General features: G+C 68.7%; 16 protein-coding genes. 9 read left to right on the top strand and 7 right to left on the bottom strand.

The features are described 5' to 3' along the window. Positions 1–481: 481 nt before the first annotated feature. From QMX82_RS22575 to QMX82_RS22585, 3 genes are read right to left on the bottom strand one after another with little or no spacing between them, the layout of a single operon-like run. Positions 482–781: a DUF2845 domain-containing protein gene (locus tag QMX82_RS22575; protein ID WP_282287750.1), complete on the bottom strand. Its 300-nt coding sequence runs from the start codon at positions 779–781 to the stop codon at positions 482–484. Then, positions 778–1,062, bottom strand: coding sequence for a DUF2845 domain-containing protein (locus tag QMX82_RS22580; protein WP_133862215.1), 285 nt, complete (start codon positions 1,060–1,062; stop codon positions 778–780). Before QMX82_RS22580 ends, QMX82_RS22575 begins: the two co-directional genes overlap by 4 nt. Positions 1,063–1,079: 17 nt before the next feature. Then, positions 1,080–3,932, bottom strand: a complete 2,853-nt coding sequence (locus tag QMX82_RS22585) for a DUF748 domain-containing protein (RefSeq protein ID WP_442969410.1) — start codon at positions 3,930–3,932, stop codon at positions 1,080–1,082. Between the two features lie 431 nt (positions 3,933–4,363). Here QMX82_RS22585 and QMX82_RS22590 point away from each other — a divergent pair, with 431 nt between their 5' ends. From QMX82_RS22590 to QMX82_RS22610, 5 genes are all read left to right on the top strand, one after another. Beyond that, positions 4,364–5,317, top strand: coding sequence for a bestrophin family protein (locus QMX82_RS22590; RefSeq protein ID WP_282287755.1), 954 nt, complete (start codon positions 4,364–4,366; stop codon positions 5,315–5,317). Between the two features lie 251 nt (positions 5,318–5,568). Next, positions 5,569–6,873: an MFS transporter gene (locus QMX82_RS22595; protein WP_282287757.1), complete on the top strand. Its 1,305-nt coding sequence runs from the start codon at positions 5,569–5,571 to the stop codon at positions 6,871–6,873. A 1-nt stretch (position 6,874) separates the two neighbouring features. Then, positions 6,875–7,978 (top strand): metallophosphoesterase family protein, encoded by a 1,104-nt coding sequence (locus QMX82_RS22600; RefSeq protein WP_282287759.1) that lies wholly within the window; start codon positions 6,875–6,877, stop codon positions 7,976–7,978. Positions 7,979–8,026: 48 nt separating this feature from the next. Continuing rightward, positions 8,027–9,295 carry an arsenic transporter gene (locus QMX82_RS22605; RefSeq protein WP_282287760.1) on the top strand — a complete coding sequence of 423 codons (1,269 nt, stop codon included), beginning with the start codon at positions 8,027–8,029 and terminating at the stop codon, positions 9,293–9,295. A gap of 88 nt (positions 9,296–9,383) precedes the next feature. Beyond that, positions 9,384–9,917, top strand: a complete 534-nt coding sequence (locus QMX82_RS22610; RefSeq protein ID WP_208694036.1) for a cytochrome b — start codon at positions 9,384–9,386, stop codon at positions 9,915–9,917. A gap of 4 nt (positions 9,918–9,921) precedes the next feature. On the opposite strand, the gene QMX82_RS22615 is transcribed toward QMX82_RS22610, so the two are convergent. After that, the gene (locus QMX82_RS22615; protein WP_282287761.1) at positions 9,922–10,851 is read right to left on the bottom strand and encodes a LysR family transcriptional regulator; all 930 of its coding nucleotides are present in this window, start codon (positions 10,849–10,851) and stop codon (positions 9,922–9,924) included. A gap of 164 nt (positions 10,852–11,015) precedes the next feature. Between QMX82_RS22615 and QMX82_RS22620 the strand changes: the two genes are divergently transcribed. From QMX82_RS22620 to QMX82_RS22630, 3 genes are all read left to right on the top strand, one after another. Then, positions 11,016–13,247, top strand: a complete 2,232-nt coding sequence (locus QMX82_RS22620; protein ID WP_282287763.1) for an FUSC family protein — start codon at positions 11,016–11,018, stop codon at positions 13,245–13,247. Between the two features lie 101 nt (positions 13,248–13,348). Continuing rightward, a complete protein-coding gene (locus QMX82_RS22625; protein ID WP_282287765.1) occupies positions 13,349–15,781 on the top strand; it encodes a glucan 1,4-alpha-glucosidase in 2,433 nt (810 codons plus the stop codon). Positions 15,782–16,200: 419 nt separating this feature from the next. After that, positions 16,201–17,346 (top strand): acyltransferase family protein, encoded by a 1,146-nt coding sequence (locus tag QMX82_RS22630; RefSeq protein ID WP_282287767.1) that lies wholly within the window; start codon positions 16,201–16,203, stop codon positions 17,344–17,346. Here QMX82_RS22630 and QMX82_RS22635 read toward each other — a convergent pair. The 3 genes from QMX82_RS22635 to QMX82_RS22645 form a co-directional block, all read right to left on the bottom strand. Then, a complete protein-coding gene (locus QMX82_RS22635; protein WP_282287769.1) occupies positions 17,273–18,175 on the bottom strand; it encodes an NAD-dependent protein deacetylase in 903 nt (300 codons plus the stop codon). The two genes, QMX82_RS22630 and QMX82_RS22635, sit on opposite strands and share 74 nt — an antisense overlap. Before the next feature lie 114 nt (positions 18,176–18,289). Continuing rightward, complete coding sequence (locus QMX82_RS22640) at positions 18,290–18,739, bottom strand: GyrI-like domain-containing protein (RefSeq protein ID WP_133862204.1); 450 nt, start codon at positions 18,737–18,739, stop codon at positions 18,290–18,292. Positions 18,740–18,940: 201 nt separating this feature from the next. Then, a complete protein-coding gene (locus QMX82_RS22645; protein WP_282287771.1) occupies positions 18,941–19,540 on the bottom strand; it encodes a TetR/AcrR family transcriptional regulator in 600 nt (199 codons plus the stop codon). Positions 19,541–19,612: 72 nt separating this feature from the next. On the opposite strand from QMX82_RS22645, the gene bdcA reads away from it, so the two are divergent. Further along, entirely contained in the window at positions 19,613–20,326 is a 714-nt protein-coding gene (bdcA, locus tag QMX82_RS22650) for an SDR family oxidoreductase (RefSeq protein ID WP_282287773.1), read from the top strand. Positions 20,327–20,367: the final 41 nt, after the last annotated feature.

The following is a 20,367-nucleotide window of genomic DNA, read 5'->3' on the forward strand; positions in this document are numbered from 1 at the left end:
GGGTTGGGCCCTGGGCAATGTTGGGCTTCGCTGGCGCTCAACCCAACCTACGAAAGCCATGCCCGCGCCGTAGGTTGGTGCTGAGCGTAGCGAAGCCCAACAGCGGGGCCAGGACCTTGGGCAACGTTCGGCTTTGCTGGCGCTCAACCCAACCTACGAAAACCGTGCCCCGCGCCGTAGGTTGGCGCTGAGCGTAGCGAAGCCCAACAGCGGGGCTGGGATTTTGGGCAATGTTGGGCTTCGCTGGCGCTCAACCCAACCTACGAAAGCCATGCTCGCGCCGTAGGTTGGCGCTCAACCCAACCTACGACGCTTCCCTCACCCCAGCCCTATCCCTGGGGGAGAGGGGGCGGTTCCGTGCGGTGTATGGATTGCAGCGACGTTGACCTTGTCGAGACAGTGGAAAACGCTGCGCGGTTGTCCAGGCTACGGGCTGTAGGGTGGCCAACGGCGCCGCCTTGTCCACCGCCCGCCAGCGGCCTCAGTTGGCTCTCTTGCTGTCCACCTGATCCAGGCGGCCGCCGCGGAAGGTGAGGAAATAGAGCATGCCGTTCCAGGGACCGTAGGCCCATTCCTCGACGAATTCCACCTGGCGATAGCCATAGCCGTCGGTGACCTGGCGTTCGCCCAGGGGCGTGACGCTCAGCGGCTCGCCGCACTTGCCGCGAACCTCGTGGGTGGTGGAGCCGGTGGAGACCAGGGCACTGCCGCAGCGCAGCGACGCGGCCTGGCTGGTGCCGGTGGCGAGCAGGAGCAGCAACGGCAGGGCGCGCAGATTCATTGGCGCTGGAACTCGATGCGAGTGAGGCGGTTGGCTTCGAAGGTGAGGATGTAGTTGGCGCCGTTTTTCGGGCCGTAGACCCATTCCTCGATCACCGCCTCGCGGCGTTCGTTGCGACCCAACTCGTAGCCCACCAGGTCGCGGTGGGCGGGTTCGCCGCATTTCTGCAGCACTTCGAAGGCGCGATCGCCCCGGCTGACCAGGGCGTTGCCGCACCTCATGGAATCGGCGGCGGCGCCGGTGGCGACCAGCAGGGTGAGGGCGGCGAGCAGGCAACGCATGGGGGTCTCCTGACCGGTCAGAGCACCCCGAGCTGCAACTGCGCGGCCGTGGGCGATTCACCGGATTGGGCTTGAGTGCTGACGTCCAGCAGATAGACCCGCTGGGCATCCAGTTTCGCCGTGTCAACCAGATAGGTCTTGATGGCACCCGCGCGCTGCTGGGCCAGGCTGCGCAGGAGGCCGTCGTTGCCGCTCCAGGCTTCGAGCACCGCTTGGCGCAGGCGCGCCGTGCGGGTGGCATCGTCAAGACTATCCCATTCCTGCGGGGGTTGCGCCTGCAGTCGCAGGCGGTACAGGCCTTCCAGCAGAGGCGCGCGCATGGCGGCGGGCACCTGCAACTGGCTGGGATCGGCCGGGACCTTGTCGCCGCGACGCTGCAGCAGGTTGAAGTACTGGGTCTGGAAGTCCTTTTCCAGCTGGCTGGCGGCCAGGGCGCGGCCATCGCTGGCGGCGCCGGCATGGCCCCTGACCTCCACCGTCAGCTGCGGACGCTGGCGCAGGGCCGCGGCCAGTTTGTCCAGCTCGCCGCGGGCCTGGGCCGAAAGCGTGGTGCTGCCGGCGGCGAAGTCGATGGCGCTGAGATCCGCCTCGTGCCCGCCGACCAGTCCCGCCAGCATGCGGAAGGGCGCCTGGACGGCGCGGCTGAGCACATTGCGCAGGGTCTGCCAGACCACCGGCATGACGCTGAAGTTGGGATCGGCGAGATTGCCCGCCACCGGCAGGCGCAGGTCGATGCGACCGTGGCTGTCCTTGAGCAGGGCCACCGCCAGGCGCACCGGCAGGTCCACGGCGTCCTTGCTGTCCACCCGCTCGCCCAGTTCCAGCTGGTCGAGCACCACGTGGTTCTGCGCCTGCAGCTTGCCGTCGTCGATGCGGTATTGCAGGTCCAGGTCGAGGCGCCCCTTGCGCACCGCATAGCCGGCGAACTTGCCGGTGTAGGGCGACAGGGTAGTGAGTTCGACCTGACGGAAGTAGGCGGTCACATCCAGCTGCTGCAGGGGATCGAGAGGGTCGAGGCGGCCCTTGATCTCCACCGGGGCGAAGCGATCGACCTTGCCGGCGAGGTGGATGTCGGCTGGCTTGGAGGCGGCGGTGTCCAGGGTGCCGATGCCGCCTTCCAGCGACTGGATATTGGTGGCGAAACCGGGCTTCAGGCTGTTGTCGGCGAAGTCGGCGCTGCCGTCCTTGATGCTCACGCCGCCGATGCGGATCCGCAGCGGTGGCGAGCTGTCCTTCGACGCGGTTTTCGGCTGGGGGACCAGCAGGGCGCTGAAGTTGTTGCTCAGGTCTTCGTTGATCACCAGGGTGCCATAGGGCTTTTCCAGGTCAATCCGGTCGATCACCAGGCGCTTGCCCAGTTCGAAGGCGATGCCCTGCACGTCCAGCCGCTGCCAGCGCATGAAATCCTGCTGGTGCAGGGTGTCGAGCACATGCACCTGGGTCACCTGAGCCGCGCCGCTGACGGTGAGCCCCAGCGGTTCGCCCGGGGCCAGGGCTACCTTGAGCCGGCTGGCCAGCTGGCCGCTGCGGATCTCCAGGCGCACATAGGGGCTGAGATAGGGCTGGGCCTGGCGCAGGTTGAGTTCGTCGATGCCGACGTCGAAGCTGCCCTGCAGGGGCGTCAGCGCCAGCTGGCCGCTGGCGGTGATGCGGCCGCGATCACCGAGGGTGGTCTTGAGCTCCAGGCCGAAGGGCTTGCTGCTGGCGGTGTCGAAGCCTTTCACCGCCAGGTCCAGGCCGCTGAAATAGAGACTGGCCGGCTCCTGGGGCACGCGGTCCACCAGGTGCAGCTGGTTGTCGCTGAGCTGGGCGTCGTCGAGCTTCACGCGCCACGCCGGGCCACTGCTGGGGGCATCGCTGGTGGGGAAGAGCTGCTGCCAGTCGAGCGTACCGTCCTGCTCGCGATTGCCCCAGGCATCCAGGCCGTTGCCGCGCAGGCGGGCGATGCTGACTTCGCGCTTCTGCAGATCCAGACCGATACCCTCGGCGGCCAGGCGCTTGAAGCTGGCCTTGGGTTCGGCATTCACTGCCTGCACGGCGACGTCGTCCAGCGCCAGGCGGCCCTGACTGAGTTGCAGTTGCAGGGTCTTGCTCAGGTCCAGGCGGTAGTGGGCGCTGGCTTCCAGGCGCCCCTTGCCCAGCGCCAGCGGCAACTGGTTGCGCACATAGGGCCACCAGGGCGCGAGGCTGACGCCCTTGAGCGTCAGGTCGCCTTCGCTGCGCAGCGGCAGGAGATCCAGGCTGCCCTTCCAGGTGAGCTGGCCGCCCTGGGCGGTGGTGGCGGTCATGGCCAGTTGGCCCGGGGTGTCGCCGCTACGGGTGCGGAAATCCTGCAGGGTGGCATCCAGGGGGGTGAAGGTGGCCTCCACCGGCTGGGCGCCCTGGGCATCGAGGAAATGCAGCCGGCCACCGACCAGGGCAATGCGCTCGATGTGCACCGGGAAGGGCTGGCCCGGCTCCGCATCCGCCGGGGTCGGCGCGGCGGTGGCGGTGGGGTCGCTGCGCCAGAGCTGGGCCAGATTGACCTGGCCACCCTTGGCGATGCGCAGATCGACCTGGGGCTGGTCGAGGCGCACCTCGGTCAGGTGCAGGGTCCGTCGCCAGAGGCTGTCCCACTGCACATCGGCCGAGAAACCTTCGGCCGCCACCACGGGGTGCTCCGCCGGACCGACCAGCAGCTTTTCGGCGTGCAACTGCAGGGTGAAGGGGTTGAAGCTCAGGGCTTGCAGGCTGGCCGGCTGGGTGAGGCGCTCGGCCAGCGTCTGGTTGAGGTAGTGCAGGGCGAGGCGCGGTCCGGCCAGGAATCCGAGCAGACTGTAGAGGGCCAAGAGCGCGAGCAGCACGAGGCTCGCTTTCACAATTCTGGGCATGCAGGCATCTAGGACGGCGAAGGTGCCCGGATTATGGCACGGCACCTGCGCCAACGAGGGCGTTGGCCGTCCCAAAAGCACTGCTGGCTATGGGAGTCATCAGGGCCACGACTACAGGAGCGGCTGCAGGATCGCTCACAGTTTCGCCAACCCGGACGAGCGGAGCGGGCGCACGACCGATCGGTGGTCAGGTGGACGGGAAGGCTTCTGGTAGAGGCGTCGAGGCCTGTGCCGAAGGCTCTAACACGGCACTTTGCCATGATCCGCCCGTCGCTCCGGATTAAGTTTGACTTAAGGCCCGCCGACTAGTCTCGCGAACAGGTTGCATTCTCAGGGAGGGGGACACGGCGACGGGCTCAGCGGCTCGCGGCGTGACGACAGGACGGCCAGGGCAACCGCGAATCGAGAAACCGCGCCGCCGGGAGTCGCAGATGTCCAGTCCGATCCAGCTCCGTTCCATCCAGAAGAAGATCCAGTTCCTGCGCACCACCTTCAGCTATGTCGGCTGGTCGCTGTTCGGTCTGCTGCTGTGGGACGTGGCGGTGACGGTGGACGCCATGCTGTTCGTCGACGAGCGCTTCGATCTGCCGCTCACGCCCCTGACCCTGCTGTGCTCGGCGCTGGTGGTGCTGATCAGCTTTCGCAACAGCAGCGCCTATGCCCGCTGGTGGGAGGCGCGGACCCTGTGGGGCGCCATGGTCAACAGCTCGCGCAGCTTCGGCCGCCAGGTGCTGACCCTGATCGACGACCAGGGCAGGGCGCAGAATCGGGTCAAGGCCGTGCTGCTGCGTCGGCACATGGGCTATCTGCATGCCCTGCGCGCCCAGCTCAAGCGCCAGGACCCGGCCCAGGCCGCGGCGCCCTATCTGGCCCGCCACGAACTGGCGCTGGCCGACGGCAGCCTCAACTTCGCCAACGACATCCTCGCCGGCACTGCCGAGCTGATCGCCAGCGAATACCGCCAGGGCCGGCTGGACAGCATCCGCCTGGCGCGGCTGGAAGAGACCCTGGTGGACATGTCCAACTGGCAGGGCGGCATGGAGCGCATCGCCAACACCCCCTTGCCCTATCCCTATGTCTGCTTTCCGCAGCTGTTCAGCTTTCTGTTCTGCATCGCCATGCCACTGGGCCTGGTCTCGACCCTCGGCTGGTTCACCCCGCTGGTGTCGACCGTGGTCGGCTTCATGCTGCTGGCGCTGGAGCGCATCGGCAGCGATCTGCAGGCGCCCTTCGCCGACAGCCAGCACCAGATCACCATGGACAAGCTGTGCGCCACCATCGAGGCCAACCTGCTGTCGATGCTGCGGCCGCGCAGCGAAGAGGGCAGCGCCGTGGCCCTGGCCCAGCCCGAGGACGACGCCTTTCCAAGCCGACGGGTGGCCTGACCGGCGGCGTTATCCAAGAGGCGTCGGGCCGCCAGGGTGGGAAACGTGCGGAAAGTCCCGCGCCAGAGGCATTTCTTTCCTGAGGGCACGGCACTAGCGCCGCTTCGCTCCGGTCACATTTTGCAATCTCCCCTGGCAGCGGTGGTTGGCTGGGGCCCAGCGGGTCATGCCGTGGGTCGCTGGCGGGCCGGGGCGAGAGGTGCCGTGGGGCCTGCGTCCCGCGACCTATATCTCGCTACGGATGCCCGCTCATGTCCGAAACTCGTTCCCCGACCGCCGGGGCCAGCGCCGAACCCTCTCGCCGCGCGCGCCATGCCCTGGATGCCCTGAACTTCACCCTGGCCGACGTCCGCGACGGCCTGGGGCCCTATCTCGCCATCTACCTGATCGCCGTGCGCGGTCCGGGGGAGGGCTGGAACGAGGCCACCGCCGGTTTCATCATGACCCTGGCCGGCATCGCCGGGCTGATCGCCCAGACCCCGGCCGGCGCCCTGATCGACCGCACCCGCCACAAGCGCCTCATGGTCGGCGTCGCCGCCCTGGTGGTGACCGTCTGCAGCGTGCTGCTGCCCTTCGTCTCCAACTTCTACGTAGTGGCGGCCACCCAGTCGCTGGCCCATGCCGCGGCGGCCATCTTCGCCCCGGCGCTGGCGGCCATCACCCTGGGTATCGTCGGGCCCAAGGCCTTCACCCGGCACATCGGCCGCAACGAAGGCTTCAACCACGCCGGCAACGCCGTCTCGGCAGCGCTGGCCGGTGGCCTGGCCTATTTCTTCGGCCCTACCGTGGTGTTCTGGCTGATGGCGCTGCTGGCGGCGGCCTCCATTGTCGCCATCGTCCGGGTGCCCCAGGACGAGATCGACGATGACCTGGCCCAGGGGCTGGGTGACGAAGTCGGTGCCCGCGACGCCCAGCCGGTGTCGGCCTGGCAGGCGCTGCTGGCCAATCGCAAGTTGCAACTGCTGGCGCTGCTGGCCGCGATCTTCCACCTGGCCAATGCCGCCATGCTGACCTCTGTCGGCCAGCAGCTGACCCATATCGTCGGCAAGGACAGCGCCACCTCGCTGGTGGCCGTCTGCATCGTCGCCGCCCAGTGCGTAATGGTGCCGGTGGCCATCCTGGTGGGGCGCAAGGCCGACGTCTTCGGGCGCAAGCCGATCTTTCTCTTTGCCTTCGCCGTGCTGGCGATCCGCGGCGTGCTCTACACCTTTTCCGACAGCCCCTACTACCTGGTGGCGGTGCAGCTGCTCGACGGCATTGGCGCCGGGGTCTATGGCGCCCTGATGCCGGTGATCGTCGCCGACCTGACCCGCGGCAGCGGGCGCTTCAACGTCAGCCAGGGCGCCATCGCCACCGCCCAGGGGCTGGGCGCGGCGATCAGTGCCACCATCGCCGGGATCATCATCGTCCGCTTCGGCTACGCGGCGGCCTTCACCACCCTGGCGGCCATCGCCGCGGTGGGCTTCGTGCTCTATCTGCTGCTGATGCCGGAGACCCGCGACGAGCACGTCGCCGGGGACGCGGCGCGGTCGAGCGGTTCGGTGGTGGGAGGCTGAAATGACGCGCCAGGATGAGTTCCTTGCCTTCGCCCACCTCGGCGATCTGCACCTGACCACCGCCGAGGCGGACAATGCCCGGGACCTGCAGACCCTCCTGCAGCGCCTGCGCGGGCGCAGCGAACTGGATTTCGTCTATCTGCCCGGGGACAACGCCGACAACGGCACCGCGGAGCAGTATCTGTTGCTCAGGCGGTTGCTGGACGACTTTCCGCTGCCGGTAACGGTGATCACCGGCGATCACGACATGGAGGGCGGCGATCTCGGGCCCTTCTACGCCGAGTTGCAGGTGCCCCGACTGCCCTACGCCAGGGAGGTGGGCGGCGTGCGTTGCCTGTTCCTGGACATGTGCGGACCGGGCACGGGCGGGCCGGATTTCCGCCTTGGCCGCGAGCAGGTGCAATGGCTTGAGCAGCAGTTGCACGAGGCGACCCGGCGGGCGCAACGCTGCGTGGTCTTCATGCACAGCTATCCGGCGGATCTGCAGGGGCCCGGCGAGGCCGAGCGGGTGGCGCGGCTGCTGCACGAAGGCCCGGTGCGCCTGGTGGAGATCGGTCATACCCACTACAACGAACTGGCCCACGACGGCGGCGTGCTCTATGCCGCCTGCAGATCCACCGGCCAGATCGAGGAGGGCGGTGTAGGATTCGCGCTGGTCACCTTGGACGGTCCGGCGGTGAGCTGGCGCTTTCGCGAATTGGCCGACGGCTGGCCCTGGGTGCAGATCACCGCGCCCGGTGATGCCCGCCTCAACGGCGCCGGCGTGGCCGAGGTCCGCGAGTGCCGGGTGCTGGTGCTGGCCGAGAGCGACCTCACGGCCTGCGAGTGGCAGTGCGACGACGGTCCCTGGTGGCCGCTGCAGCCGCTCGGCAAGGGCCGCTATCAGGGCGACCGACCCGTGCCGGAGGGCGTCCGCCGGTTGCAGGTCCGGGTCCGGGATGCGCAGGGCGGCGAAGACCGTGACGAGGTGGAGCTGAGCGGTCATCTCTGCCCCGTCGCCGCGCCCGCCGACTGGGGTTCGGATCGCACCCAACTCGGTGAATGGCGGGCCAGGGGCGTCCTGGGGACCCAGCTGGGGCCCAATCGCAATGGCCGCAAATGGTGAGGTCGGCCAGGCCGGTTTCGCGAATCGACTAGAAGGAACAGCGCTTTCATGGGGTCCATCATCACCACTCCCCACGTCCTGACGTGGGTCATCGCCGCCCTGGCCACCCTCGGGGTGGTCTCGCGGCCCTTCGGTCTGCCGGAGGCGCTGTTCGCCGTCGCCGGTGCCGCGCTGCTGGCGCTGTTCGGCCTGTTGCCGCTGGACGGCGTCTGGCATGGCGTCGCCAAGGGCACCGACGTCTATCTGTTCCTCATCGGCATGATGCTGCTGGCCGAGATCGCTCGTAAGGAAGGGCTGTTCGACTGGGTCGCCGGCCACGCGGTGCGCGCGGCCAAGGGGTCGGCGCTGCGGCTGTTCGCGCTGGTCTATGGCGTCGGCATCCTGGTCACGGTGTTCCTTTCCAACGACGCCTGCGCCGTGGTGCTGACCCCGGCGGTCTACTACGCCACCCGCGCGGCGAAGGTGAAGAATCCGCTGCCCTATCTGTTCTCCTGCGCCTTCATCGCCAACGCGGCGAGCTTCGTGCTGCCGATCTCCAACCCGGCCAACCTGGTGGTCTTCGCCGAGCACATGCCGGAGCTGAGCCGTTGGCTGGCGCTGTTCACGGTGCCGTCGCTCCTGGCCATCGCCGCGACCTTCCTCACCCTCTGGGCGACCCAGGCCAAGGTCCTGCGTGCCGAACGGTTGTCCGAGGGGGGCGCGGTGGAGGCGCTGCCCACCACCGGACGCATCGCCGGCTGCGGTCTGATCCTGACCATCCTGGTCTTGCTCGGCGCCTCGGCGCTGGATCTGGAGCTGGGTCTGCCGACCTTTCTCGCCGGCTTCGCCACCTTCCTGGTGGTGGTGGCCTGCAAGCGTGGCGGCGGCCTGGAGTTGCTCAAGCACATTTCCTGGGGCGTCCTGCCGCTGGTGGCCGGGCTGTTCGTGCTGGTGGAAGCCCTGGAGACCACCGGGGTGCTGCAGGCGCTGGCCAATCAGCTGCAGGCCGCCGCCCAGGCGACGCCGGAGCGCGCCGCCTGGGGCGCCGGGCTGCTGGTGGCCTTTGGCAGCAACCTGGTCAATAACCTGCCGGCCGGTCTGTTGGCCGGGGCGGCGGTGCAGACCGCCCATGTCTCGGAAAAGATCGCCGGCGCCGTGCTGATCGGCATCGACCTCGGGCCGAACCTATCCATCACCGGCTCCCTGGCGACCCTGCTGTGGCTGGCCGCGCTGCGCCGTGAAGGGCTGTCGGTGAGCTTCTGGCAATTCCTCAGGCTGGGCGCGGTGGTGATGATCCCAGCGCTGGTGCTGGCGCTGGCTGCCCTGATCCATCTCTGACGGACGGTCACGGCTTATCCTCAGGCAAGGCGATTTTCGCCCTCTGCCTGGGGCACTATCGGCATACCTCTGCTACGAAGAGCCGCCCATGGCCATCGCCCGCTACACCGGCTTCGCCCAGGCCCTGCACTGGCTGACCGTCGCCCTGCTGTGCCTGCTGCTGCCCTTCGTCTGGGTGGCGGAAAACTTTCCGCCCGGACCGGTGCGCACCCTCTGGTATCTGCTGCACGAATCCACCGGGATCTCGGTGTTCCTGCTGATCCTGATCCGGCTGACCTGGCGCTGGCGGCATCCGGCGCCGCCGGCCCATCCCCGTGACGGTCGTCTGCTGCGGCTGCTCGCCGGGCTCAATCACGGCCTGCTCTATGCCGTGCTGCTGCTGATGCCGGTGACCGGCTACCTGATGGCCGGCCAGGGCCAGTCGGTACCGGTGTTCGGGCTGTTTTCCCTGCCGGGTTTTCCCCGGCATGAGGCCCTCGGCATCCTCGCCAATCGCATCCATGTGGCTGGCCAGTTCGCCGTCTATGGTCTGGTGATCCTGCATGTGGCGGCGGTGGTCTGGCATGTGGCGATCCGCCGCGATGGCACCCTGGAGCGGATGTTGCCCGAGCAACGGCCTTAAGGCGTCAGCTCCCTTCCACCAGCAGCCGATCGCGTTCCAGCAGGGCCGGCAGGGTCTCGCGCAGGTGGTCTACCAGGGTGCGGATCTTGGCGTCGAGAAAGCGCCGCGACGGATAGAGCGCATGGATGTCCAGGGCATAGAGCCGGTGCCCCGGCAGCACGCGCTGCAGGCGGCCACTGGCCAGGCCGGCGACCGCGGCGTACAGCGGCAGGGCGCCGATGCCCAGGCCGCTGGCCACGGCTTCGGCCAGGGCATCGGCGGTGTTGACCTGGAAGGGCGGTCGATCCACCGCCACCTCGGCTATGCCTTCCGGTCCTTCCAGCAACCAGCGATCCGGCGCCATGGCGCGATTGACCAGCCGCAGGCAGCGATGCCCGACCAGCTCCGCCGGGGTGGTCGGCCGGCCCTGGCGCTCCAGGTAGGCGGGCGCCGCGCAGAGCACGCTGTGGGTGCTGCCCAGATGCGCCGAATGGAAGGCCGAGTCCGGCAGACCGTCGGCCAGGATCAGCGACAGGTCGTAGCCTTCCTTGAGGATGTCGGTGAAGGTGTTGGTCAGTTGCAGATCCAGGTCGACCTCGGGATAGCGCTCGCCGTAGCCGGCCAGGCTCTGGATCAGGTAGTGCTGGCCGAGGCCGGTCATGGTGTGGATGCGCAGCCGGCCACGCGGCACGGCCAGGGCGTGACGGGCCTCGGCATCGGCTTCGTCGAGGTCGGCGAGGATGCGCTGGCAGCGGACCAGGTAGCGTTCGCCGGCTTCGGTCAGACGCAGCTGGCGGGTGGTGCGGTGCAGCAGCCGGGTCTGCAGGTGCTGCTCCAGCTGGCTGACCGCCCTGGATACATAGGCGGTGGTGAGTTCCAGCTGGCGCGCGGCGGCGGTGAAGCTGCCGGTCTGGGCCACGCAGGCGAAGGCGCGCAGATTGAAGAGATGATCCATGGACGGGGCAGGGCGGTGGAAAGGGCCATTGTGGGCCATTACCCGCCCGTTGGTTAAGGCTCTTTGCTGCCATACCCGGCTTAATCCGGGCGGGCGGGGCTTTCTAGAATGGCCACCGGGACGCTGCGTCTCGCCCCTTCCGATCGCTTTCGTCGTTGCCCAGCATGCCTCTCGCCTCACCGCCGCTCGCACGGCCCGCCGCTGCTTTCCCCCGTACCCGCTGGCCGAGCCGCAACGCCTGGCGCCGTGCCGCTCGCGAATGGGCGCGTACCGATGGCCAGACCTGGGCCTTCATCGCCAAGGCGCTGCTGGCCGCGGCCCTGGCGCTGTGGCTGGCCTATCGCCTGGAGCTGCCGCAACCGAGCACGGTGCTGGTCACTGTCTTCATCGTCCTGCAGCCGCAGAGTGGCCAGGTGCTGGCCAAGAGTTTCTATCGCATCCTCGGCAGCCTGGCCGGCCTGACCTTTACCGTGGCCGCCATCGCCCTGTTCGCCCAGGAGCGAGTGCTGCTGCTCGGTGCCCTGGTGCTGTGGATCGGCTATTGCACCCGCGGCGCGGCGCGCTATCGCGACTTTCGCAGCTATGCCTTCCTGCTGGCCGGCTATACCGCCTGCCTGGTCGGGCTGCCGGCGGTGGCCCAGCCCCAGGGCGCCTTTCTCCAGGCGATCTGGCGTCTGCTGGAGATCGCCCTGGGCATCTGCTGCGCCGGGGTCGTGAGCGTGGCGATCCTGCCGCAGACCACCCGCGGCGTCCTGCGCCGCACCCTGGCCCAGCGCCTGCGCGATTTCCTGGCGATGGCCCATGACGGTCTGCTGGGCCAGCTCGACGGCGAACGCTTCGCCGGGCTCAGTGCGCGTTTCGCCGCCGACTCCGTGGGCTTCGAAAGCCTGCGCAGCGCCAGCGTCTTCGAAGAGCCCTATCTGCGCCGACGCAGCGGACGCCTGGCCGCCCTGGGCAATCGCCTCATGCTGCTCAATACCCGCTTCCATGCCCTCCATCAACTGCTAGACCGCCTGAGCGATCGGCCCCCGGCGGTGCGCCAGGCGCTGGCGCCCGCCCTGGGGCTGATCGCTGCCGCCCTGGCCCCCCTGCTGGGTCGCTTGCCGGAAGAGCGTGACCTGCGCCGCCTGAGCGAGCGCCTGGCCGGGGAGCGCGCGGTGCTGATGGCGGCGATCCGCGACGGTCGCCAGCAACTGGGCCAGACAGCGCCTGGCGCCGCAGTCGATCGCCTCGACTACGACACCGCCGCCGAACTGCTCTATCGCTTCGCCGAAGATCTGCACCTGCTGCTTGGCGCCCAGCTGGCACTTGAGGCGCCGGCGGGTACGCCATCCGCTCCCCGCGAGACCTTCACGCCGCTGGCCAGTCGCGCGGTGGCCTGGATGGCCGGGCTGCGCAGCGCCCTGGTGGTGCTGGGCGTGGGCCTGTTCTGGATCGCAACCGCCTGGCCGAGCGGCGCGGCCTGCACCCTGGCGGCGGCGCTGATCTCGGCGCTGGCCTCCACCTCGGCCGATCCGCGCCGCTATTGCCTGCAACTGGCCGGTGGCACCCTGGTCGGGGCCCTGGCCGGTGGCCTGCTGCAATTCCAGGTGCTGCCCTGGATCGACGGCTTCGCCCTGTTGCTGCTGGTGCTGGCGCCGGTGTTCGCCGCCGGCGCCTGGCTGATCACCCGGCCACGCCTGGCCGGCTATGGCACCGGGCTGATGGTCTGGTTCTGCTCGGCGGCGCTGCCGGGCAATCTGCCCCGCTACGACGCCGACCTCTTCTGCAACACCTACCTGGCCTATCTGGTGGCCTGCGGCGTGGCGGTGGTGGCCGTCAGCGTCCTGCTGCCGCCCAGCCAGCCCTGGGTCTGGAGCCGGCTGGAGGCTGCCCTGCGCGAGCGCCTGGTCCACGCCATAGGCGCGCCCCTGGGCGGCCTGAGTGGCCGCTTCGATTCCGGCCTGCGCGATCTGCTCAACCAGGTGCAGGTGCTTACCGTGGGCCAGCCGGTGGTGCAGCGGCGGCTGCTGCGCTGGACCTTCCTCAGTCTGGAGCTGGGCCACGCCATCATCGAGTTGCGCCTGGAGCAGGCCGCGCTGCCGCCCTTGCCCTGGTATCGCGAACAGCGCGCCTGGCGCCTGGCGATCCGCGCCCTGGGTCGGGCGCTGGTGCGACTGTTCCACCAGCCCGATGCCGTCAACCTGGCCCGCGCCCTGACCGCCGTGGACCACGCCATCACCCTGGCGCACCAGGCCCAGCGCCACCTGGAGCCCAATCCGGGCGACTTCGATCGCTCGCCGCTGCGGCGCATCGCCAGCTACCTGCACTTCATCCGCACCTCGCTGCTGGCGCCGGATTCGCCCCTGGCCGGGTACCTGCCGCAGGCCCGGCCACCGGCGCGCGACGAAGGCTAGGCAGCAGCCCGCCAAAATCCGACTAGGCTTACGAGCGGGGAGGGCCGTCAGGCCCTCTGCCATGCGACTTTCGGCACAACCAGAACAAGGCCCGCCTGCCCATGCCCGTCCGCTTCGTCCGTCCGCTGCTCTGTTCCGCCAGTTTTCTCCTGACGCCCCTGGCGTCCGCCCTGGAAGCCCCCGGTGCCCCCGGCGCCGCACCCTTCTGGTCCTATTCCGGCAAGACCGGCATTGGCACCAGCTACGAGGCCTATCGCGACGGCGCCTACAGCGACCAGGCCAGCACCGGCCGCGTCTCGCGGGTGTGGTTCTCCCTGGCCCAGGGGGTGGTCACCGAGACCATGCAGGGGCTCATCCACGAGGCGCAACTGCGCGAGATGCAACTGGTGATCCGCGGACCCGACTTCACCCACCTGGAGCGCGACGACACCGACAGCCGCATCGAATACCTGGCCACCGATGCCGCCGGCCGGCCCACCTCCCTGGCCTACAAGATCGTCAACCGCGACCGCCAGGGCCGCTACGAGATCGAGAAGCACATCTTCACCGACCCGGACCAGGACACCCTGGTCATGCGCGTCATCTTTCGCAGCCAGGACCCGCGCATCCAGCCCTATCTCTATGTCGATCCGGCGCTGGCCAACAGTGGCAGCCACGACCGCGCCGCGGTGAAGGGTGGGGTGCTCTACGCCAGCGAAGGCGAGCACGCCCTGGTGGTAAAGGCCAGCCAGCCGCTGCAGACGCCCACCGTGGGCTTCGTCGGCAGCTCCGACGGCCTCGACGACCTGCGCCGCAACGGCAAGCTGACCCAGACCTACAGCAGCACCGGCGACCAGGCCGGCAACGTCGCCATGCTGGCCAGGCTGCCGCTCAAGAGCGCCGAGACCACCCTGGACGTGGTGGTGGGCTTCGGCGCCAATCCGCGCCAGGCCGAGGCGGCGGCGGATGCCACCCTGGCCCGCGGTTATCAAAAGGTGCTGGCCCACTACAACGGCGAGGGCGACGCCATCGGCTGGCAGGACTACGTGGCCGGCCTCGACCAGCTGCCGCGTCTGCAGGCCCAGGCCGGCGACGGCGGCAAGCTGGTCAACGCCAGCGCCCTGGTGCTCAAGGCCCAGGAGGACAAGACCCACGCCGGCGCCCTGATCGCCTCACTGTCCAATCCCTGGGGTGAAACGGTGCCGGCTGGCAAGGGCACCACCGGCTACAAGGCGGTCTGGCCGCGGGACTTCTACCAGTGCGCCATGGCGCTGCTGGCACTGGGTGACCGGCAGACGCCCAAGGTCGCCTTCAGCTACCTCAAGCAGGTGCAGGTGGATGCCAATACCGCGCACAAGCCGGCCGACAGCTCCGCCTTCATCCACCAGCAGAAGCAGGGCGACGAGGTGCGGGCGCCGGGCGCCACCGGCTGGTTCCTGCAGAAGACCCACGTCGACGGCACCATCGAGTGGGTGGGCGTGCAACTGGACCAGACCGCCATGCCGATCATGCTCGGCTATCGCCTCTGGCAGGGCGGCCTGCTGGGCGACGCCGAGATCGATCGCTGGTACCGCGACATGCTCAGGCCCGCGGCGGACTTCCTCGCCCGCGACAGCCAGGTCAACCTGGGCTGGAACACCTGGCAGGTCAAACCGCCGCAGACCCAGCAGGAGCGCTGGGAAGAGCAGTGGGGCTATTCGCCGTCCACCACCGCGGCGGTGATCGCCGGTCTCGCCACCGCCAGCGAACTGGCGCGCCATGCCGGCGACGAGGCCAATGCCAGCCGTTACCGCGAGACCGCCCGGCGCTATTCCGGCCAGGTGGAAAAGACCATGGCCACCACCCAGGGCAGCCTGGGCGCCGGCAACTACTACCTGCGCATCACCCAGAACGACGATCCCAACGACAAGGGCAAACTGGTGGACAACAACAGCCGCCCGGGCCTGCCGGAGGACCAGGTGCTCGACGCCGGCTTCCTCGAACTGGTGCGCTACGGCGTGCGGCCAGCGAGCGATCCCTTGGTACAGAAGAGCCTGGCGGTGCTGGACGACGAAGGCCTGCCGGAGAATCTGCGGGTCAAGTACAGCTTCCAGTACCCCGGCGTCAGCGGCACGTTCCCCGGCTGGCGGCGCTACGGCAACGATGGCTATGGCGAGAGCGAAAGCTCCGGCATCAATTTCCCCGCCACCGAGCAGCCGGTACCCAACTCCGGACTGCGCGGCCGGGTCTGGCCGATCTTCACCGGCGAACGCGGCCATTACGAGCTGGCGCGTCTGGTCCTGCAGGGCAAGCCGGATGCGGCAGCGCTGGGCAAGCTGCGTGACACCTACGTTCGTGGCCTGGAACTGTTCGCCAACGCCGGCCTGATGCTGCCCGAGCAGGTCTGGGACGGCGTAGGTGACAACCGGCGCCACGGCTACACCCAGGGGCAGGGCACCGATTCGGCGACGCCGCTGGCCTGGTCCCATGCCGAATACGTCAAGCTGCTGCGCTCCCTGGCGGACGGCCAGGTATGGGATCACTACCCGGTGGTGGCGCGGGCACTGGCGCCCTGAGATAAGCCTGGACGCAAGAGCTACCCAGGTGGCCAATGCTGCCTTTTCGGCAGCGAGTGCGGCTGAAAAGGCAGCGTTGGCCTGTGTCGGGATCGGATCGCCTGCGCTTGATCGCGGATGCCGACGAACGGCATGCAGCCGTGAAGTTGCATGCCAGAGCAGCGGGTGAAGACCAGCGAAACGTCGAACCCAAGGGAACGCCTGTAACAAGACTTGTCTGATGGGCGTTCTCGCGCTTTGCTGAGGCAGCGGATCCTTCCGCTCGTCGCTGTTCTCCTTTCTATCCGGTCCCTCTGCCCTCGGTCGCGTACCGCGCGGTAGCGTGCCCGGCTGTCGCGCTTTTCTCTCGCTCGCTCCGGCGACCGCTCCGGTGGTCTGGGGGCGGGTCTTTGCCGGTTCCTGTCAAGAAGGTCACGGATATGACTGACGTCGCTCTCCCCATCGCCCTCTACCTGGGCACCCTGGTGCTGTTGGCTTTTGCCCTGCGCCGCAGCCCGCTGCTCACCGAGGAGACCCTGGCACGCTCCTCGCCGCTGGATGCCCTGCGCGGCATCCTCGCCACCGCCGTGGTCTGCCTGCATTTCGTGCTGACCTATCACCTCAAGGCCGAGGGCCAGTGGCGCGAACCCGACAGCAACCTGCTCTACAACATGGGCGTGGTGCCGGTCTCGCTGTTCTTCATGATCACCGGCTACCTGTTCTTCGGGAAGGTCTATCGGCGCACGCCGGACTGGGGCGAGCTGCTCCGTTCGCGGGTGTTGCGGGTGATGCCGCTGTATCTCTGCGTGGTGGCCGTGGTGGTGCTCTTCACCCTGATCCGCACCCACTTCGTCATCGCCGACGGCCAGCACTTCATGCTCGAACTGCTCAGCTGGGAGCTGTTTTCCGGCTTCAGTCTCAACGGCCTGGAAGAGAGCGGCTGGATGACCGCCGGCGCCCACTGGACGCTGCGCTACGAGGCGCTGTTCTATCTGGCCCTGCCGCTTATCGCCGCGCTGTTCAATCGCCGTGGCTTCGGCCTGCCGCTGCTGGTCTCGGCGCTGCTGGTGGGTGGCCTGGTCGCCGCCGGTTATCACTATCACGTGCTGGGCGCGCGCTTCGGCCTGCTGTTCCTGCTGGGTTTCCTGCCGGTGTTCGTCAAGGTCCATCGGCCGGCGCTGCTGGCACGCCTGCGCACGCCCCTGGTGGCAGCACTGTCGCTGGCGCTGGTGGCTTACGCCATGACCCAGCCGGACTACAACCTCAGGCAGATGCTGGCGCTGGCGTTGCCCTTCGCCGCCATGGCCGCCGGCAACGACCTCTTCGGCCTGCTGCGCAGTCGCGGCCTCAAGGTGCTGGGCGAGATCAGCTACAGCCTCTATCTCACCCACGGCCTGCTACTCTACGGACTCTTCACCCTGCTCAACCTGGGCTCGGTCGAGACCCTGGGCACGCTCGGCTTCATGGCGCTGCTGCCGCCGGTGCTGGTGCTCGCCTGCCTGCTGTCGATGCTCAGCTACCGCTGGATCGAGCGTCCGCTGATGCACCTGGGAAGGGCGCCACGGCCTCGGCAAGTACCGGCGTAAGCGTCGGCGTTGCCCCGGGATACTCCAGCAGAAAGGCCAGTGCCTGGGCGCAGGAGGCTTCCACCTTGAGCGCCAGCAGGTCGTCCGCGCGGGTCCGCCCATAGCCCAGGGCGGCGATGGGCAAGCCGGCGCGGGCCGCGGCCTGGGCGAAGCGAAAGCCCGAATAGACCATCAGCGACGAGCCCACCACCAGCAGCGCATCGGCGCGGCCCAGGTGGGCGAAGGCGCGCTCCACCCGCGCGCCGGGCACGTGTTCGCCAAAGAACACCACGTCCGGCTTGAGCAGGGCGCCGCAGCGCGGGCAGTCGGGCACCCGGAAACTCATGAAGTCCACGCCTTCCAGATCGGCATCGCCATCCGGCGCGGTAGCCGCGTCCAGCGCTAGCCAGTCGCCATTGAGTTCGCCCAGCCACTGCTGGAATTCCTGGCGCGGCAGGCGCAGCTCGCAACCCAGGCAGCGGATCTGATCGAGGCGGCCGTGCAGGTCGATCACCGCCTCGCTGCCGGCGGCCTGGTGCAGCCGATCGACGTTCTGGGTCAGCAGCATCTCCACCTGGCCACGCCGCTCCAGGGCCGCCAGGGCCTGATGGGTGGCGTTGGGCCGCGCCTGGCAGAAGCGCGGCCAGCCGATCAGGCTGCGTGCCCAGTAGCGGCGGCGCAAGAGTTCGTCGCCGACGAAGGCCTGCAGGGTGACCGGTTGCGGGCGCTTCCAGGCGCCGTCGCGGTCGCGGTAGTCGGGAATGCCGGAATCGGTGCTGCAACCGGCACCGGTGAGCAGGAAGATCCGCTCGTGCCGGGCGATAAAGGACTGGAGCTCGGGCAGGGACATCGGGCACCTGGAGTTGCGGACGATACCCCCAGCTTGGAAAGGGTTATGCCGGGAGGCAAGCCGCAGCTGACGAACGTCCTGTCCGTCGCGCCGCTCCGCCCGAAGGTCGCCTTGCTAGAACACCGGCACGTAGATGTAGATCTGTGAATCCTGGGCATCCACCCCGGTGAAGGCCTCGGTGTAGTGCTCGAAGCAGGCGCCCGGGCGAGGTTGCAGGCCGCGCGCCGGCAGCAGCTCGGCGAACAGTCGGCCGAGGCTCTTGGCCACGCTGGGCGCGGTGCCTAGGTGCACGTAGCGGGCATAGCGGCCTTCCGGCAGTTCCTGGCGCACCATGCCGGCGGGCAGGGGCGCGCCCGGCGCGGTGGCCACTGCAGCCAGATAGTGCATGGCGCCGGCCTGACGCCAGCTCAGGCCATACCATTCGGCGTCGCCTTCGCGGCCGGTGATTTCCCCGGCGCGGTCGGCGAAGCGCCGCCAGAGGGCGGCGATGTCTTCGCCCTGGCCAGGCTCGAACAGCAGACCGGTCACTTCCAGGGCGGGATGGTCGACGATTTCCAGCGACATGGGACAGACTCTCTCGAAGATGCGATGAAGGCCGCCACCTTACTCCAGCGGCGCCTCGCGGTCAGCCTGGGCAGGGCACAAGCCGGTCAGGCGAAAGGTCGCAGCGTACCCGTGGCGCCCTCTCGGTTCGCCGGGTGTGTTCCTGGCGGCTGCCCATTCGGCGAGCGCCCCTGCTGCGCCACCCGGGCGCCAGGCTGGGGTTCAGCGGTCCTCGGCAAGCGCCTGGGCCAGCGCCAGGCCCGCCAGGCGCGCGCTGGCCAGCAGCCGTTCCGGACTCTGCCCATGGCGGGCACTGGCGGAGAGCCCGGCCATGGTGGTGATGACGAAGTCGGTCAGCTCCTGCGCCCGTTCCGGCTTGCAGGCGGCGACCCGGGTGCGGATGAGCGCCTGGGCCGCCTGGTGGTAACGGTCGGCCGCCGCGCGGGCCTGGGGATCGTCGGAATGGGTGCCCTCCAGCACCAGGCAGCCGGCCGCGCGGGGATCGACGGTATAGCTGCGCGCCACCTCTTCCAGCACCTGGGTCAGGACCTCCGCCAGGGATAGCTCGGCCTCCAGGATGTGCTGCAGCAGCACGGCGCCCGTCGCAATGTAGCGATCGAGCACCCGCTGGTAGAGCTCGAGCTTGCTGCCGAAGGCCGCATAGAAGCTAGGCGGCCTGATCCCGAGCGCCTGGGTCAGGTCGGCGACGCTCACCCCGTCGTAGCCCCTTTCATGGAACAGGCGCTGGGCCTGGACGATGGCCTCGTCCGGATCGAAACGGCGGGGCCGCCCACGCGGCGCGGATTTATTTGTAGTGCTCATTACAAAAATACTTTGACAGCGACTGGGAGAGGCTTATTGTAGCACTCACTACATTAATCAGGAGGCAGATCCATGAGCAATTTCGCAGGCAAGAAGATCTTGGTGCTGGGCGGCAGTCGCGGCATAGGTGCCGCCATCGTGCGGCGCTTCGCCGCCGAAGGCGCCCGGGTGACCTTTACCTATGCCAGTTCCGCTGACGCCGCCCAGGCCCTCGCCGCGGAGACCGGGAGCACCGCCGAGCTGACCGACAGCGCCGACCGCGACGCGGTGATCGCCCGGGTGCGCGCCTGTGGTCCGCTGGACGTGCTGGTGGTGAATTCCGGCGTGGCGCTGTTCGGCGATGCCCTGGAACAGGAGCCGGACGCCGTCGATCGCCTGCTGCGCATCAACGTCCAGGCGCCCTATCACGCGGCGGTCGAGGCGGCGCGGCAGATGCCGTCAGGCGGGCGGATCATCGTCATCGGCTCGGTGAATGGCGATCGCATGCCGTTGCCCGGCCTGGCCGCCTATGCCATGAGCAAGTCCGCCCTGCAGGGGCTCGCCCGTGGTCTGGCGCGGGACTTCGGCCCGCGCGGCATCACCGTCAACGTGGTGCAACCCGGCCCCATCGATACCGAGATGAATCCGGCCGATGGCCCCATGAAGGAGCTGATGCACAGCTTCCTGGCGATCAAGCGCCACGGCAGCGCCGACGAGGTGGCCGGCATGGTCGCCTGGCTGTCCGGCCCCGAGGCCGGCTTCGTCACCGGTGCCATGCACACCATCGACGGCGCCTTCGGCGCCTGATCGTGGCCCGCGCCGCTATCGCCTGACACCCAGGCGATAGC

This window comes from Pseudomonas sp. PS02302 (genome assembly GCF_029959585.1).
GTDB classification, from domain to species: Bacteria; Pseudomonadota; Gammaproteobacteria; order Pseudomonadales; family Pseudomonadaceae; genus Chryseomonas; species Chryseomonas aestiva.